Here is a 16,203-nt window from a genome sequence, read left to right as displayed (position 1 = left end):
AAGACCCTTTTTTAAAAGAAAACAATTAGCGAATGCGACGGATGATATACCTAACCTTATATTGATAGGATCCATCTCCACCAACAAATGTTTGTGCTTGGGTGCTTTGGTTTTGGAGAAGGGTTTTCCACGTGCGGGCATCCGATTTTTCGCCCAGAACATCGTCTTGATTAACCATATTAGCGGCCTTGATCCCAAAATTAGCCCCCACCAGTGCATAATTTATCCATTCGGTCACCAGCATGGCAGTGGGTACTTTTGCTATAATACGCACCACATTATTGGCCGTCGTAAGACCTCCTATCACTTGCGTTGCCAAGGCAAAATCTGCCTCATCATCCAATTCCATGAGTCGAAATACAAGGTTAACATGGCCATCTTTTTGCATTCGGAAGCGCAAAGGCATGGTTTGTAGTGGTAAACAAGCCACATCACTCCGTTTAACATTAGACAGAAAGGCACCACAGTCAATAGAAAATACCGTTTGGGCAGCAACGTTCTGCTGGGTCCACCCTGCCTTATAGATATCCGCTTCCGGCTGACCTTTTTCTCGGACATATGCCAGGTAATATAAGGCGACTTCATCGGTTGCCCCCGGCCCCGGATCTTGGGTTTTCCAAGCTTCCACTTCGCGGATAATGAGTTCAAAATCGGCTTCTTCGGGATCGTTGGCAGAAGCGGGTGGAAGTGGCGTTAATGTTGGATTTTCGGCAGGAATGCCTGTTGTCGTATCAGGCAATAACGGACTGTTAACCAAGAGTGGGCGCTCAGAATACACCGGATAACCGCGCTCAGGATCGGGACGTGTACTTCGACAGGCCGTAAGCAGCAGTGGGATTAGTAGTAATACAAGAAAACGTGGCATATGTAGTGGACTTTAAGTCATCAGAAACCCATTTATACCTATACGGAATGTCTTGCTAAAAAACCTAAAACGGGAAGATGTCTTCCCTAAATAAATCCGTACCCCAAGATGCTACTGCTTCACTTTATGCTTGATCAATCTTGATGCCATAAAATAAGGCCGGAAAACCCGGCCTTCAACTATTGTTCTTAATCTGAGAGCGCCGTCGCCATCAGATAGCCTTTGATAAATGGGTCTAAATCTCCATCCATAACTGCCTGAATATTTGTGCTTTTCAGTTCAATCCGGTGATCGTTGACCATCGTATAGGGCTGGAAAACATAGGAACGGATTTGGCTTCCCCACTCGATTTTCTTTTTGCCTTTTTCCAAATGGCTACGGGCTGCGTCCTGAATTTCACGTTCCAACAAATATATCCGGCTTTTGAGCATCATCATACACTTTTCGCGGTTTTGCAACTGGCTTCGTTCTTCGGTACACTCCGCCACCACCCGTTCTGCACGCCCATCGGAAAGTTTCCCCGTCCAAATGAGGCGAACACCAGATGAAACCTTGTTCACATTTTGCCCTCCTTTACCCCCTGAGCGGAAAACCTGCATTTCTATATCGTCGGCATTCAGGCTCACTTCAATGGTATCATCTACTTCCGGAAACACAAAAACCGAAGCAAAGGATGTATGACGGCGTGCGTTGGAGTCGAACGGGGAAATGCGAACCAAGCGATGTACGCCAGACTCGGCCTTCAGATAGCCAAATGCTGATGGGCCTTCAAAGCGAAGGGTACAAGACTTAATGCCCGCCACTTCGCCTTCCTGATACTCCAACGTATTAACGACATACCCTTTGCTCTCGCCCCAGCGAATGTACATACGCATGAGCATTTCGGACCAATCTTGGCTTTCGGTTCCACCAGCGCCGGAATTGATGTTAAGAATGGCGTTGCGGTGGTCGTCTGGCTCGGTGAGCATGGAACGAATTTCGGCATTTTCCAGAAGTTCGGCGAGGGCTTTTTCTTCCCCTGTAACTTCGGCGAGTAATTCGGGATCGGGATCTTCGGCTACCAACTCGGTAAGGGTCTCGACATCCTCTAATTTTCGGTAGAGTTCGTCAAACATTACGACCCAACTTTTTTCTTCAGACACCTGTTTCTCCGTTTGCCGAGCGGCATCGGCATCGTTCCAGAAGTCCGGTTCAAGTCGTTTTGCTTCTAAAGTACGGATTTTTTCTCTGCGGGTATCGAGGTCAAAGAGACCTCCCGAGCACTTCAGTCCGTGCTCTCATCTCATCTAAAAAGGCCATATAAAGTGTTGTTAAGATTTTTGTTTAGCTTAATATAATACGACATGCCACCTCTTGTGTTTGCACATAATCGGTTAAGGCAGTCATAAAATAATATCTTGTCTATGATTGGGGAGGGGTAGGTCTTTCCGTACACATAAGCACGAAGTACCGCAACCTATTTACGTCCAGATACCGCCATGCTACTACGATGAAACAGCATATTTATCCCCATACATGCTCATCATTTCCATAATTGGAAGAAGTATTTCGCCTTCGGGTGTAAGATGATAGGTTACTTTTGGAGGAACCACTTCGTGAACAGTACGGCATACCACGCCTTGCATTTCCAATGCCTTTAATACTTGTGAAAGCATCTTGTCGTTAATCCCTACTAAACACTTTTTCAATTCGCTAAACCGTTTCGGTCCATCCCGAAGATTCCAGATCACAACGCCCTTCCAACGCCCTCCTACTATCTGAAGCGTGAGATCAACAGGACAAAAGTAAAAGACGCCGTTAAGTTCATAACGTTTCATAGATGATCGCAATTAACTTACCAAAAAGAAAGTACTTTCAAATAGGAAAGTATATTGAACAAGGTAAGTTATCAAGATTAATTTATAAAAAACATTCACCGATAATCAAAACAGTATCTTTATGGACAGGGATCAAGTACAAAACACAGCGCTGGCCGTATCATTGGCTATTTTGGAAGGCCGATGGAACGATTTAGACCAGCTCTTAGACGATCAATTTACCTATACTGGGGACGGATTTGTCTTTACCAAAGATGAATACATTGGGTTTATGCAAGATATGAAAACGGCTTTTTCAAATCTGAACATGGAGTTCCCACATATCGTCGTAGAGGGCAACTTGGCATCTATCCGGTTTATTTCGCGTGCGGTTAATACCGGAAAATTTATGGGTGCGCCTGCCAATCGCAAACAATTGGAGGTACATGGCATTTTTATACGCGAAGTAAAAGCAGGGAAGGTTATGCGCGAGTGGCAAACAACCGATTTATTGGGCACCATGCGTCAGATCGGTTTTGGCGCGTTACTTGGTTATACCATATTTGTCGGATTGTTGAAGGTAAAGCAACCAAGACCAAAGCGTAAAGACAAGGTTTAACAAAGTTGATGCTTCCATACGAAATTACCCAGAGTTTTATTTTGCCTTTAGGAAAAGGGCTTGATTGATGCGATTCCAGCCAATCAAGCCCTTTACATGGGGTGCCTCTCACCTATTGTTCATGCGCCCTTCAAGTCCTTACTCGAACGAAAGTTGGTTCCAAAATTTGCGAATGGTCAAAATTCCAGCCGCAGCGATGAGCAGCCAAACCAAACCAGCCATTATATTGCCATACAGGAAAAAGCCCGTAGCAAACAAGAGGCCATAGATGCACATCAATCCGCCTACCGAGCAAAGTAACCCAATGCCAAAATCGTTTTTAACCCCACTTATGTCGAGTCCTGCGGCTTGGGCTTTTGCAGCCACTGGGCCCCAGCCTGGTCCCGACGGTTTAATTTTGGTATAGAATGAAAGCAGTTTTTCATCGGATGTCGGCTTACTCAAAAAAGCCGTGAGTAGCCAGGCAGCCGACGTGAAAGCCACCGTTACAATCAGGTGCGACCAGTCTGGCACCATTGTTCCAAGCGCGGTGAACTTAAGCAAAAGCGCCACAATGAACGACACAATCATGGCCACAATCTCGGTCATGGCATTAATGCGCCACCAAAACCACCGCAACAGGTAGATAAGTCCGGTTCCTGCACCAATCAATAGGATGAGATCGAAGGCTTGTAGTGCATTTTCCAGAAAGAGTGCCAACGTGCAAGAAAGTACCATCAGTAGAACCGTAGAAAAGCGTCCCATCCAGACCAGATCTTTGTCGGTGGCATTGGGATTGATAAACCGATGATACAAATCGTTCACCAAAATAGAGGAACCGTAATTGGTTTGTGAAGACATGGTGGACATATAGGCTGCTGCCAACGAAGTCACCACCATACCAATTAAGCCGGCGGGTAAAAAGGTCATCATGGCGGGATATGCGAGGTCATTTTTTACAATTTTCGGGTCTAAGTGTGGATATTTTGCGGCGATACTGGCCACATCTGGGAAGATGATCAGCGAGGCAAAGGCCACCAAAATCCACGGCCAAGGGCGTAGTGCGTAATGCATTCCCTGAAATAACAAGGTGGCGGTTACGGCATTTTTTTCGTCCTTTGCCGAGAGCATCCGTTGTACCACATAGCTCCCGCCACCAGGCTCGGCCCCTGGATAGTATGAGGCCCACCATTGAACGGCAATCGGAATCAGAAAGATGGTCAGGATTTCCCCTGCGCCAATGGTGCTGGGATCGGGCAAAAAAGTCATTTTGGGCACCACATTCGGATGGGACAACAAGTTAGAAAGTCCCCCTACTTCTGGAAGATTGATCAGATAGATTGCTGCAAGCACAGACCCCACCATCGCAATGATAAACTGAAATAAATCAGTGAGCAATACCCCCATTAGCCCTCCGAGCGCCGAGTAGATCATGGTGACCGACGCAGCAATTAAGACCGTTTGGAGCGGCGTCCACCCCATCATTACCCCCCCAATTTTGATAGCAGCAAGGGTAACGGTGGCCATAACAAAGACGTTAAACAACAAGCCCAAGTAGGCTGCACGGAAGCCACGAAGAAATGCCGCTTCAGGCCCGGAATACCGCAGTTCATAAAATTCAACATCGGTCATTACCCCCGAACGACGCCATAATTTGGCATAGAGGAAAACCGTCAGCATTCCGGTGAGCAAAAAGGCCCACCAAACCCAGTTCCCAAAAGCGCCTTGAGTCCGGACAAGGTCGGTCACCAAGTTGGGGGTGTCTGTAGAAAACGTGGTTGCTACCAGCGAAATGCCCAGAAGCCACCAACTCATGTTCTGATCGGCCAAGAAAAAGGCTTTATAATTTTTACTGGCTTGACGTGCCGACCACACCCCAATAAGCATGGAAAACACGAAGAAGGTCACCATTATGACCCAGTCAATCAAGGTAAACTGCATAGGGGACTATTTTTAAGGTATTCTATTGTGTAGATTGCGGGAATGCAAGCTACAAATTCCATTCGCAAACCACAAATAAAACTGATTATGGAAAATTCGCGTCGTAATTTTTTAAAAAGGGGGGCCGCCGGTTTGGCTGCTACAACCCTCGGACTTTCCGGATGTGCTGGTCCTATGCAAGCAGCCAGTGGGCTAAATCCCAAAGATCCACAAGCACGTGGAAAATCCCTGACCAGTCCACCCAATTCCCCTTTAGCAACCGTACCAATTCCGGTCGTTAAAATGGGTTTTGTTGGTGTGGGCGGCATGGGAACCGTTCACGTTCAAAACTTTCTGGCGCTCGAAGGGGTGGAAGTAAAAGCGATCTGCGACATCAATGCGGTAAACGCCAAACGTTCACACGACTTGGCCGTGGCCGCAGGACAAAAACCACCTACCCTTTATACCAAAGGACCGCGAGATTTTGAACGCATGATTGATACCGAGGAATTAGACCTCGTTTTTACGGCAACCCCATGGGAGTGGCATGTACCCGTAGCCTTATATGCCATGAAAAATGGCAAGCACATTGCCAGCGAAGTCCCCTTTGCTTATAAAGTGGATGATTGCTGGGCCTTAGTGGAACACGCCGAAAAGTATGGTAAACATTGTGTGATGATGGAAAATTGCAATTATGACCGTTTCGAGTTGTTGATGTATAACCTAAAAATGAAGGGATTACTGGGCGAAATTCTGCACGGAGAATGTGGCTACTTGCATGACCTTCGAGACATCAAATTCTCGGAGGAAGGGGAAGGACTCTGGCGGCGTGCCCATGCGTGGGCGCGAAACGGCAACCTTTACCCCACGCACGGCCTTGGCCCTATTGCCAATCTGATGGACATCAACCGAGGGGACCAGTTAGACTATTTGGTCTCTATGAGTGGGCCTTCACGAGGCTTACAGGAATGGGCCAAGGACCATTATCCCGAAGATCATCCCAAGCGAAAGGAAACCTTTAAATTGGGCGATGTCAACGTTTCCATGATCAAAACCCATCGAGGCCGCACCATCTACCTCAGCCACGATACCAACTTGCCCCGTCCATACAGCCGAATCAAACTCATTCAAGGAACTAAAGGCATCTTGCAGGGACATCCAGAACGGGTTTATATCGAGGGAAAAAGTGCCAACGCACACCGCTGGGACGAGGCCAAGCTTTGGTATGCCGAACATGAACACCCGCTCTGGAAAAATGAAAAACTGACGAGTAGCAAAACCGGACATGGCGGGATGGACTATATGGAGGATTACCGCCTCATTAAATGCCTACAAAAAGGCTTACCTACCGACATGAATGTTTATGACGCTGCCATGCATTCCGCCATTTGCGAACTAACCGAGATTTCGGTGGCCAATGGCAGTCAACCGATTCAAGTCCCCGATTTTACACGGGGCCGCTGGAAGGAGTGGACTGCTTGGGAAGTAGTAGAATAGATTTCAAAAAAAACATGTACATGCCCCACCTTCACTTAACACAACTTATGTCTTCTTTAACCAAACAATATGTTTAACCATGCGAATTAAACTATTAAAATCATTCATCTTATGCGGCCTGGCCTTTGGAATCATCTTTGCCCAACCCCGTGGCAAAGCCCTTTACCAAGCAATGACCTCGGGGCCGGCAACCTCTATGAATGGCTCCACCTTTATGCGCTGGCACCCCACCGAAGCCGCTACACTGGTTTATGAAAGTGGGCAACAAGGCAAAACCGAAACCGCACAATGGTATAAAGTGGATCCCGTTACAAAAGTTAAAACCCTGCTTTTTGACGAGGCCCAGCGCACAGCCATTATCCGACAGTACAACGATATAACAGGCCTTGGCGTACAGAACCTGCCGTTCTCGCAACAGATGCAATTTACCAATGAGGGTTCAGGGATCTTTTTCAAGGTAGAAAAGCGGCCTTTTGTTTATGACCTGAAAAGTCGGAAACTCCGAGAATTAAAACACCCGGAAGTAAAACAACAACCCGGAACCGATGGCCTGATGCGCAATATGTCCGGTAGCCAACTTTGGAATGGGGAATACTCTCCAGATTATAACTGGTTTGCCTATGTGGTGGATTATGACCTGTATGTGGCGGATACCCGCAATGGCAAAACCTATCGCATCACCAACGACGGTAGCGAAAACATCTTCAATGGACGCCCCAACTGGGTCTATCCCGAAGAGTTTGACCAACAAACCGCCTATTGGTGGTCGCCAGATAGCAAACGACTGGCCTTTTATCGCTCCGATGAATCCGCCGTATGGAAATACCCACTGGTGCGCGACAATGCACCCGAGGCCGAATTAGAATTGCAAAGCTATCCTAAAGCGGGCGAACCCAACCCCACCGTTAAGCTATTTATCGCTGAAATACCCACTGGTAAAAAAGTAGAATTGGCCACCAATAGCACCGCCGATAACTACCTTGTTCGCCCCACGTGGACATTGGATAGCAAAGAACTGACCTTCCAGCGGGTAAACCGCCAACAAAATGTGGTGGAACTACTGGCTGCAGATGCAAAAAAAGGAACCTTGCGTACCATTCTCACTGAGCAAGAACCTCAGTTTGTGAATCTGCAAGACGATTATTTCCAACTCAAAGACGGCAAAAGTTTCCTCTGGAGTTCCGAACGCAGTGGATACCGCCAATTATACATGTATGATTGGCAAGGAAACCTCCTAAAATCTTTGACAAGCGGTACGAAGCCTGTACAAAATGTGGTGCATGTGGACGAAAAAAATGGCTATGTTTATTATATGGCGAATGACAATATGGGCATGGAAACCGTGTTTATGCGAACCAAATTAGATGGTACAGGCGTGGCGCAAGCCCTGACTACTGTTCCCGGAAGTCATAATATTTCGATGGACAATACGGCCACTTATTACCTCGACACGTACTCCAATTTTTCTACCCCCACAACGTCAAATTTACACAAAGCAGACGGAACCCTGATTGAAAACCGTGCCACTTCCAAAACCGATAAAGTGGATGGTTGGAAACTCGAAAAACCAGCATTGGTAATCGTAAAAGCCGCCGATCAAGCAACCGACCTGCCCGGCATTTTATATCGTCCAGCGGGCTATAATCCCGCCAAAAAATATCCTTTACTCGTAAGCGTATATGGGGGACCGCACTCCAAAGCCATTCGGAATAGCTATAATATGGCCAATAATTTGCAGGCGTTGGCACAATTGGGCTACGTCGTCTGGCATGTGGATAACCGAGGTTTGGTGGGCAGAGGAAAAGCGTTTGAAACCGCAACCTACCGAAAACTGGGCTTGGTGGATTTAGACGACCAAACCGCAGCCATTAAACAGGTTTGCGCCCAATTTAGCTTTGTGGACTGTAGCCGTGTGGGTATCTATGGTCATTCCTACGGCGGCTATATGAGCGCCTTGGCCTTACTTCGCGAACCAGAGGTGTATCATGTGGGCGTGGCAGGTGCACCCGTGACCGATTGGCGGAACTACGACACCATCTACACCGAACGCTATATGTTTACGCCGCAAGAAAACAAGTCCGGCTATGATGAAGGGGCTACGATGACTTATGCCAAAAACCTGAAAGGCAAACTCCTTTTGGTACATGGCACCATTGATAACAATGTTCATCCCGGAAATACCATGCAATTGATCGAAGCACTGGTGAAGGAAGGTAAAAAATTCGATCTAATGATGTATCCACTTAACCGCCACGGCATTGGTGGTCCATCCGGCAAGCACTACAATACGCTTCGCTTAGATTATTTCGAGCAACACCTTAAGCCCGAACCTGTGGAATAACCCAACGTTTGCCAAGAAAAAACGGCTCTTCCAAACTGGGAGGGGCCGTTTTTCGTCTAAAAACCAAAGAACAATCACTTTATTTTCATTGCAATCCTTTCTTTTCGCTTATGCCTTTCCGAAATAAGCTTGCACAGACTACTTGGTCATATTTCTTGAGAAAAACGTTATTTTTACTACGTAGAAAAGACATTGTGGCGTTGTTTCGTTCAATCCCTATATTCTATTGAATCCATACAACTTTTCCAAAGGTATTGTACTATGAAGCATCCGTATAAAAAGCCAACTCGCCGTAAATGGCATATTTGGTTTTCACAGACACAAGAGCCAACGCCCCAAAAGCCATTTTTGCCACCACACCCAATGACGATAATGGACATTAAAAACATAATTTAGCAGAACTGTCTGCCGATCGGCAGGCTAAAAACGAATTAAAACTTAAGAAAACATAATAGCAAAACAAAAAGCAACAACGGAAGAACCTTTAGAGAAACAACCCTGGAAAGCTGACGACAAACTCCGCACAAACATTGACGCTACCGAATACAAGCACATTGTGTTGGGTGTCATCTTCCTGAAATATATCTCTGATGCTTTTGAATAATTGTATGCAAGACTAAAAGCAGACGAAGCAAACGGAGCAGACCCCGAAGATAAAGACGAATACAAAGCAGAAAATGTATTTTTTGTGCCGCAGGATGCCCGATGGACCTACTTGCAATCGAAAGCCAAGCAACCGGAAATCGGGAAGTTTGTGGACGATGCCATGGATGTCATCGAAAAAGAAAATACTTCCTTAAAAGGCGTTTTGCCCAAAGTATTTGCCCGACAAATATAGTGAAACTCAAGAACGACAATGGTTTACAAACACGGACGACAGAACGCCAGTTGGTAACAGCGGTTTTGTAAAAGTGGCGGTGCAGTGCTTCGTATGACAGTGAAGTGATTAATCAAAACTTGGTGCTTCGATTGAAGTTTAGTGGTGAAAGTCGCCACCTTCGCAAAGCCGTGAAACATTATGCCCAATACCAAGAGACACCCTGCAAACCCTGAATATTCTGAAAAAGTAGGATCACTTTTCAAAAAACGCAAAGCCATTATACTGCGCATTGAGTTGTATAACGGTATGAAAGACTTGGCCCCGCATTTTTCGTTTAAATGTAACCGTGACTTCGGAGCGCTTAATAAGGTCTATGCCTTGTAAACGGTCAAAATACAGATTTACGATCAATGGATCAGGTGGAGACGGTCCTCCCGGCTCGTCTAACCGGGGGAAAGGTAACGGACGCACCAATCGGGCAGCCAGCAACCTTCCGTCACGGCGCGAAATCCATACTTCGGCTGCTCGTATGGGCAGGTTGGTATTTTTTACCTCAAGTTTAATCCGGTAAGCAGAATTGCCGTCGAAGTTTTCCAGTTTAGCATTTGACTTAGCTTCCAAATTGAGTAGGAGTCCTGGATTGAGCACAACGGATGCTTGGCAGATGCGTCGGAATCGGGGCCGCCACTCTGCTTGTCCACCAAAATCCAAATTTCCGAGATCACTGACCGCACGACCATTGAGTGTCGCATTTACAAACCGACGATTCGGCTCAAAACTACCCGTCTGACGCGAAATTTTGGCTTCAGTCACCAAGTCCCATTTCTCAAAACGGTTCTCAATAATACAACGTGCAGATTCATTGGCCGCCATTTGCTGAAAACGTTGTGTTTCTTGGCGTTGACCACTACGCCACTGATTCCAAAGACTTTGGGCACTAGGTTGCGCAAATAAACACCCCACTGGGGCGATTAAAATCACATATAAAGGAAAAAGGTATCGGTGGGTCATGGGCATATTGGTTTACGTTTCCAAAAGAACGACGAACCTTGTTTAGAAGTTGTCACAAAAGTATGGAATGAGCATGGGATTTTTGTACGAGCCTTCTTTTCGGATGCAGGTTTTTTATATTGATCTGAGCGCAGAAAAAAAAGTTGCGCCTTTATGGGCTTACACGCCTTAGAAACAACGTACTTTAAAAAAGTTAAGGGTATCTTTCCAAACCTAATGAGTGACCCCATATGAACAATCCGAATATTTTACTAGTGGAAGATGATGCTGAACTGGCAAAATTAGTATCCGGGCGATTGCGAGACTCTGGCTACGACATCCGTGTGGTTGGTAGCGGTCCTGATGCGGTTGATGCCGTACAAGCCCAATTACCCGATTTGCTGCTGCTGGACGTCATGTTACCGGGGTTTGATGGCTTAGAAGTCTGTAGGAGGGTTCGGGCACAACATCCTTTGCTCTATATTGTGATGCTGACCGCAAGAACCGACGAAATAGACCGAATAGTGGGGCTGGAAGTGGGTGCAGATGACTACATCACCAAACCGTTTAGCTTACAAGAACTGGTTGCCCGTGTTCGTTCCATTCTTCGGCGGATTCGGCTGACCCAAGAATCGGGTGGTGGCAATACGTTCCCCAAAGTAACGCCGAATGAACTTCTGCAATTCGATGGCCTTCATTTGGATGTGACCCGTCGGGAGGTACGCAAAGACGGACAATTACTTCATCTAACGGTGCGTGAATTTGATCTTTTGCTTTTTCTGATGCAAAACCCAGATCGCCCTTTTACCCGAGGGCAATTATTGGAAAAAGTTTGGGACATCCGGTATGAAGGGTATGACCGGACGGTGGATTCGCATGTTCAGCGCCTAAGGACCAAAATAGAGCGTGATTCCGAGAACCCGCGTTATGTTCGGACGGTTTGGGGTCTTGGATACAAATTCCAAAGCAAAGACGAGGAATAATGCAACTTCCGGCTCCTCCCGCCCTTCGGGTTGCCGTTCGAAATTCAATTTTCTGGCGGGTTGCGGGTATTCTGATTGGTGCTCAATTGCTTACAGGGCTGGTGGCGGTTGGGATTACGGTATGGATTGCCGCTTCGCAGAGCGTAACTTTAATCCAGAATAGTGTGGCTTTGCAACTGAACAATGTGGCCGCTGAAATGGAACGAAATGCTGAATTTGCAGAGGATGGATCGTTTCAGATGCCCTCTTTTGCTTACCTGGATTTGACGGGACGTTTAAAAGACCCCATTTTCATCACAGACAGAAAGGGGGAAGTCCTTTCCCCTGAACAATTTGCGGGTTTATCAGAATCAGATACCACACGGACAAACCTTTCTACCATCCCCATAGAAGGACTTTCAGCCATCCAAAACAACAACAACTTCATTTCTTTTCCCCGTTCACTTTTCCGGGTGGATCAATCTTGGGGGATAACGCCATTTTTTTATAAAGGAGAACTCGCTGGCGCCATCTATGCACCTTCACTCCGTAAGACCTTGGAGGGCGAATTATCGAGCGTGCAGCAAACTTTCGTGGATGCCCTACTGATCGTATTGCTCATTGGGGGGGTTGTGGCCTTGATGATGGGCGGAATTCTAACATGGCGTCTGGTAACACCTGTTCGTAAAATTACGGAAAAAGTGGAGGCTATTGGACAAGGAAATTATCAAACCAGAATCCAGCAAACAGGCCATGACGAATTGGGCCGATTGGCTGGAGCCGTTAATCAGATGGCAGCAGAAGTTGAAACGAGTGTAGAAGCCCTCCGTACCACCGACCAAGTACGCCGTGAACTCATTGCCAATATTGGCCATGATTTACGCACCCCCATTGCTGCCGTTTTGGGCAATATAGAAGAAGCAGAACGGCACACCGACGTTCGGAACCCCGTAGCCGCACGAGATGCCCTTAAAACAGCACGAGAACAAGCCCAATACCTAAACCGCCTGTTGCAAGACTTGTTCGAGCTTAGTTTGTTAGATGCGGGGCACTACACCTTGCGACGCGAATCCATCCCAATCAGCGAGCTGCTTCATGAAGCGGCACGCGGTCACCGACGATTGTTTACAAGTGCTGGCCTTGAATTGGTACTAGAAATCCCCTCCGGCTTGCCGCCCATTCAGGCAGATGGTTTGCGTCTGCTGCGCGTATTGGATAACCTCCTCTCCAATGCCCGGCGGCACACAACCGCTGGCGGAACAGTTACCCTTGGCGTGCAAAGGCATACACACCTTTTGTCTATTTTTGTACGCGATACGGGCAGTGGCATGAGTGAAGAGGAACTGAAACATGTCTTTGAGCGGTATTACCGAGGTGGGGACGCCAGAACACGGGGTGCACATGGAACGGGGCTAGGATTGGCCATCTCCAAAGCCATCACAGAAGCACATGGTGGTCAAATGATTGCAGCAAGTATTCAGGGCAAAGGCAGCACTTTTACCATCCAACTCCCCCTGCACCCAGCCGAACCGCTTCCCACCTCCTGATTATTCTTGATATACCAGACGACTGATGACCGGGAAATGGTCTGACAAGAAATACCCACCCGACCGAACATCGCTCCTTACCTGATAATCCAATACCACAAAGCCATTGTTTACAAACACATAATCTATACGATGGTTATATGTCTGCGCTATTTTGAACGCGTTAAACGTACCAACTGGGCCAAAAGGTTCGGTTTGGGTTGCCAGAAAAGCATCTTGAAAAAAACTTTGTATTTTTTTTATCGGTACGCTTTCGGGGGGCAGGTTAAAATCTCCTAATAAGATCACAGGCCCATCATGAGTCAGCTCTTTGGCTTTATGGTGCAACAATTCGGCAGATTGAATACGCGCTTCCATACCTTGATGATCAAAATGGGTATTCAAAACGACTATTTTTTTTCCATTTCTGCGGTCTTGTAATTTCGCCCATGTACAAATTCGGTTAAGGGCCGCATCCCACCCTTTGGACGGGACATTGGGTGTTTCCGACAGCCAAAAAGTACCACCATCAAGGCGATGAAATCGGTCTTTACGAAAAAACAACGCACTAAACTCGCCGCTTGTCTTCCCGTCATCACGTCCTACTCCCTCCCGTTCGTACTGTGTAAGACTGTCTAAGAACTGAACCTGATCCCACAACCCTTCTTGTATGCCGAAAATATCCGGTTTTTCAAACAAAACGAGACGCCGCACCGCCGCTTTGCGATAAGGCCACGCATTTAGACCATCATCAGGATTATTGAATCGGATGTTATAAGTCATAACTTTAAGGTCTTCTGGCCCTTTATAAGGCAAATTTTTACATGAACTTATCGCCCATAAAAATGGAAACATAAGGAGCAGTATTCGCATGGGATTGTCGTTTTTCATTAAGGTAAGACAAAAAAAGACGTATTGTTTTCACCTTCAGTGATTTGGCAGTACTTTTTATCCTTTACGTCAAGCGATTTTATCACCTTAATCATTCCTTTTATGAAAAAGTCAACCTTATTACACACATTGGTATTTCTCGCCCTTGTTACGGCTACTGGCTGTACCCCAAAAGCTTTTATAAGTCCAAGTAGCCAAATTTCGGTAGCGGAAGCACATATGCTTATTGGTAAAAAGACGGTATTTGTGGATGTACGTGAGCCCAACGAGGTGGCAGAACAAGCTTATGACATCCCCGGCGTGATACACATCCCCTTGAGTGTTTTTGAAAGCCGATATACCGAAATACCCAAAGACAAACAAGTGGTGATGATGTGCCGTTCCGGCCGAAGAAGCCAGCAAGCCTATAACCTCCTTAAAGAAAAAGGCTATACCAATATGACCAATATGGAAGGAGGAATGCTACAATGGCAGGCGCAAGGGCTTCCAGTGGTAAAAGGCAAAAACTAAAACAGAAAACCTTTAAAAAGATATTAAGCATCGCTTAATATCCAAATTCTATTTAATTATTGGGTAATTTTTATTTTTTTCCTTTGACAAAATTCCAAAAAAAGAGGCGAATATACTTTCAAGATATTCGCCTCTTTGTGCTTACTCACAACAATCATCGAAAAGAAATACCTGATAGATCAAGGCAAACAAAGTATGCTTATTTTTATTTAACGCTTCCCGTTATTCAGCACGATTATTCGTCTTCCATTTCCAATTCAGGTTCTGCCTCGACGATGGACGGGGGTGAAACGCGGCGATTATTTCTTTTTTCCTTTATTTTAATCAATTGGCGTTTTAGGTTTTCCACACATTCATCTAAAGCCAATTCATGCTTATCTGCTGTTACCGTCGAAGTGAGGGTTCCGCCCGGAATGCTCAATACCACATCCGCAGTATTGACACTGGTATCTTTCAGGTGTTCAAAAATGACTTTTATTTCTATAATATCTGGATAAAACTGGGAGAGTTTTTTTAGCTTTTCCTCCGCATATTGTTTGAGGGTTTCGGTTGCTTTGAATTGCCGAGAGGAAATTTGGGTTCTCATATGCTATCGCTCCTATACCAAATTTGTAAAAATCCAATAGGCACCATACTGAATGACACCCATTGGTGCTTAGTTGAAAAGGTTAAGTATATGTTAAGATCAATTTATCCTTGTGTCAATAGGGGATTTATTTACACAGGAAAAAAGTTTTCTGTACGCAAAATGTCATAAACAACCCTTGCCCATTGCGCATACACCATATAGGTATAATGCAATCCATCCGCAGCAATCCATTCCGCAGGTGGGATAACCTCCGCTTCCGGCCCCCATTGCGGTGTCCATCGTGCGTCAAACCGGATGGCCAGTGCTCGGTTTATTTGATTGAATGTTTTTATTTCGGATGTAATTTTTGCCCGGTCTCGACCTGCCGCAAAAGGGGTAAGCCCCCAATTAGGAATGGCCAATACCAATAACGGTGTCTGCGGATAGAAGTCCCGGATTACTTGAAACAAGGACGTTAAGTGACGACGATACACCGAAGGCTTTTGTCCCCTGTATTGGTTATTCACCCCAATCAACAACGTGATAACATCAACCGATGGGTTTAACTTTTCTGTCATAAATGCATCTTGCAATTCGTCGGTGGTCCAACCCGTTTGGGCGATCAATACCGGAACTTCGCAGGAAATCCCCCCTGTATGTATGTATTGGGCCAATAAATTAGGCCAACGATGTTCTGGCAAAACCCCTTCACCAATGGTATAGGAATCGCCCAAGGCAAGAATCCGAAAATTTCGACCGTGCTGCATTTAGTTTATTTTTCGTAACTGGTTAGCCTGCGGGGCCCCGATACTCTGGGATACCGCCAGATAGCACGGTATAGAGTTCATTGAAAGGATTGAATTGGAGTTTTCGGACAGTGGAGATAAAGGATTGAATACGGGCATAGATTTCCGCTCCG

Annotated in this window: 16 protein-coding genes; 8 read left to right on the top strand and 8 right to left on the bottom strand. The window is 46.2% G+C overall.

Annotation, left to right across the window (positions count from 1 at the left end; all coding sequences use genetic code 11):
* Positions 1-25 precede the first annotated feature (25 nt).
* The 3 genes from JNN12_01835 to JNN12_01825 form a co-directional block, all read right to left on the bottom strand.
* Positions 26-865, bottom strand: a complete 840-nt coding sequence (locus JNN12_01835) for a hypothetical protein (GenBank protein ID MBL7977052.1) — start codon at positions 863-865, stop codon at positions 26-28.
* A 188-nt stretch (positions 866-1,053) separates the two neighbouring features.
* Positions 1,054-2,133, bottom strand: a complete 1,080-nt coding sequence (prfB, locus tag JNN12_01830) for a peptide chain release factor 2 (protein MBL7977051.1) — start codon at positions 2,131-2,133, stop codon at positions 1,054-1,056.
* Positions 2,134-2,349: 216 nt separating this feature from the next.
* Positions 2,350-2,682 carry a helix-turn-helix transcriptional regulator gene (locus JNN12_01825; protein MBL7977050.1) on the bottom strand — a complete coding sequence of 111 codons (333 nt, stop codon included), beginning with the start codon at positions 2,680-2,682 and terminating at the stop codon, positions 2,350-2,352.
* Positions 2,683-2,803: 121 nt separating this feature from the next.
* On the opposite strand from JNN12_01825, the gene JNN12_01820 reads away from it, so the two are divergent.
* On the top strand, positions 2,804-3,280 hold the full coding sequence (locus JNN12_01820) for an ester cyclase (GenBank protein ID MBL7977049.1): 477 nt from the start codon (positions 2,804-2,806) through the stop codon (positions 3,278-3,280).
* A 138-nt stretch (positions 3,281-3,418) separates the two neighbouring features.
* Here the strand turns inward: JNN12_01820 and JNN12_01815 are convergent, their stop codons facing one another.
* Positions 3,419-5,200, bottom strand: coding sequence for a Na+:solute symporter (locus JNN12_01815; protein ID MBL7977048.1), 1,782 nt, complete (start codon positions 5,198-5,200; stop codon positions 3,419-3,421).
* 87 nt (positions 5,201-5,287) lie between these two features.
* Between JNN12_01815 and JNN12_01810 the strand changes: the two genes are divergently transcribed.
* The 4 genes from JNN12_01810 (at position 5,288) to JNN12_01795 (ending at position 9,855) form a co-directional block, all read left to right on the top strand.
* Positions 5,288-6,676 (top strand): Gfo/Idh/MocA family oxidoreductase, encoded by a 1,389-nt coding sequence (locus JNN12_01810; protein ID MBL7977047.1) that lies wholly within the window; start codon positions 5,288-5,290, stop codon positions 6,674-6,676.
* 79 nt (positions 6,677-6,755) lie between these two features.
* Positions 6,756-9,017 carry a S9 family peptidase gene (locus JNN12_01805; protein MBL7977046.1) on the top strand — a complete coding sequence of 754 codons (2,262 nt, stop codon included), beginning with the start codon at positions 6,756-6,758 and terminating at the stop codon, positions 9,015-9,017.
* Positions 9,018-9,465: 448 nt separating this feature from the next.
* Complete coding sequence (locus tag JNN12_01800; protein MBL7977045.1) at positions 9,466-9,621, top strand: SAM-dependent DNA methyltransferase; 156 nt, start codon at positions 9,466-9,468, stop codon at positions 9,619-9,621.
* Positions 9,622-9,855 (top strand): type I restriction-modification system subunit M N-terminal domain-containing protein, encoded by a 234-nt coding sequence (locus tag JNN12_01795; GenBank protein ID MBL7977044.1) that lies wholly within the window; start codon positions 9,622-9,624, stop codon positions 9,853-9,855.
* A gap of 234 nt (positions 9,856-10,089) precedes the next feature.
* On the opposite strand, the gene JNN12_01790 is transcribed toward JNN12_01795, so the two are convergent.
* Positions 10,090-10,848: a hypothetical protein gene (locus tag JNN12_01790; GenBank protein ID MBL7977043.1), complete on the bottom strand. Its 759-nt coding sequence runs from the start codon at positions 10,846-10,848 to the stop codon at positions 10,090-10,092.
* Positions 10,849-11,078: 230 nt separating this feature from the next.
* Here JNN12_01790 and JNN12_01785 point away from each other — a divergent pair, with 230 nt between their 5' ends.
* Positions 11,079-11,810 (top strand): response regulator transcription factor, encoded by a 732-nt coding sequence (locus tag JNN12_01785; GenBank protein ID MBL7977042.1) that lies wholly within the window; start codon positions 11,079-11,081, stop codon positions 11,808-11,810.
* Entirely contained in the window at positions 11,810-13,336 is a 1,527-nt protein-coding gene (locus tag JNN12_01780) for a HAMP domain-containing histidine kinase (protein MBL7977041.1), read from the top strand. The genes JNN12_01785 and JNN12_01780 overlap by 1 nt, the downstream gene beginning before the upstream one ends.
* Here the strand turns inward: JNN12_01780 and JNN12_01775 are convergent, their stop codons facing one another.
* On the bottom strand, positions 13,337-14,098 hold the full coding sequence (locus tag JNN12_01775; protein ID MBL7977040.1) for an endonuclease/exonuclease/phosphatase family protein: 762 nt from the start codon (positions 14,096-14,098) through the stop codon (positions 13,337-13,339).
* Positions 14,099-14,308: 210 nt separating this feature from the next.
* Between JNN12_01775 and JNN12_01770 the strand changes: the two genes are divergently transcribed.
* Complete coding sequence (locus tag JNN12_01770; GenBank protein ID MBL7977039.1) at positions 14,309-14,716, top strand: rhodanese-like domain-containing protein; 408 nt, start codon at positions 14,309-14,311, stop codon at positions 14,714-14,716.
* A 235-nt stretch (positions 14,717-14,951) separates the two neighbouring features.
* Here the strand turns inward: JNN12_01770 and raiA are convergent, their stop codons facing one another.
* Positions 14,952-15,302 (bottom strand): ribosome-associated translation inhibitor RaiA, encoded by a 351-nt coding sequence (gene raiA / locus JNN12_01765; GenBank protein ID MBL7977038.1) that lies wholly within the window; start codon positions 15,300-15,302, stop codon positions 14,952-14,954.
* A 131-nt stretch (positions 15,303-15,433) separates the two neighbouring features.
* Positions 15,434-16,051 (bottom strand): hypothetical protein, encoded by a 618-nt coding sequence (locus JNN12_01760; GenBank protein MBL7977037.1) that lies wholly within the window; start codon positions 16,049-16,051, stop codon positions 15,434-15,436.
* Between the last annotated feature and the right edge of the window lie 152 nt (positions 16,052-16,203).

It is taken from the genome of Bacteroidetes Order II. bacterium (assembly GCA_016788705.1).
GTDB lineage: Bacteria > Bacteroidota > Rhodothermia > Rhodothermales > UBA2364 > UBA2364.
This window is presented reverse-complemented; position numbering and strand designations above follow the sequence as displayed.

Excerpts from the sequence above, each read along its gene's own strand:
- JNN12_01785 (MBL7977042.1), top strand. The coding sequence starts at position 11,079 with ATGAACAATCCGAATATTTTACTAGTGGAAGATGATGCTGAACTGGCA.
- JNN12_01820 (MBL7977049.1), top strand. The coding sequence starts at position 2,804 with ATGGACAGGGATCAAGTACAAAACACAGCGCTGGCCGTATCATTGGCT.
- JNN12_01810 (MBL7977047.1), top strand. The coding sequence starts at position 5,288 with ATGGAAAATTCGCGTCGTAATTTTTTAAAAAGGGGGGCCGCCGGTTTG.
- JNN12_01835 (MBL7977052.1), bottom strand. The coding sequence starts at position 865 with ATGCCACGTTTTCTTGTATTACTACTAATCCCACTGCTGCTTACGGCC.
- JNN12_01790 (MBL7977043.1), bottom strand. The coding sequence starts at position 10,848 with ATGACCCACCGATACCTTTTTCCTTTATATGTGATTTTAATCGCCCCA.
- JNN12_01775 (MBL7977040.1), bottom strand. The coding sequence starts at position 14,098 with ATGACTTATAACATCCGATTCAATAATCCTGATGATGGTCTAAATGCG.
- raiA (MBL7977038.1), bottom strand. The coding sequence starts at position 15,302 with ATGAGAACCCAAATTTCCTCTCGGCAATTCAAAGCAACCGAAACCCTC.
- JNN12_01770 (MBL7977039.1), top strand. The coding sequence starts at position 14,309 with ATGAAAAAGTCAACCTTATTACACACATTGGTATTTCTCGCCCTTGTT.
- JNN12_01815 (MBL7977048.1), bottom strand. The coding sequence starts at position 5,200 with ATGCAGTTTACCTTGATTGACTGGGTCATAATGGTGACCTTCTTCGTG.
- JNN12_01825 (MBL7977050.1), bottom strand. The coding sequence starts at position 2,682 with ATGAAACGTTATGAACTTAACGGCGTCTTTTACTTTTGTCCTGTTGAT.
- JNN12_01760 (MBL7977037.1), bottom strand. The coding sequence starts at position 16,051 with ATGCAGCACGGTCGAAATTTTCGGATTCTTGCCTTGGGCGATTCCTAT.
- JNN12_01780 (MBL7977041.1), top strand. The coding sequence starts at position 11,810 with ATGCAACTTCCGGCTCCTCCCGCCCTTCGGGTTGCCGTTCGAAATTCA.
- JNN12_01805 (MBL7977046.1), top strand. The coding sequence starts at position 6,756 with ATGCGAATTAAACTATTAAAATCATTCATCTTATGCGGCCTGGCCTTT.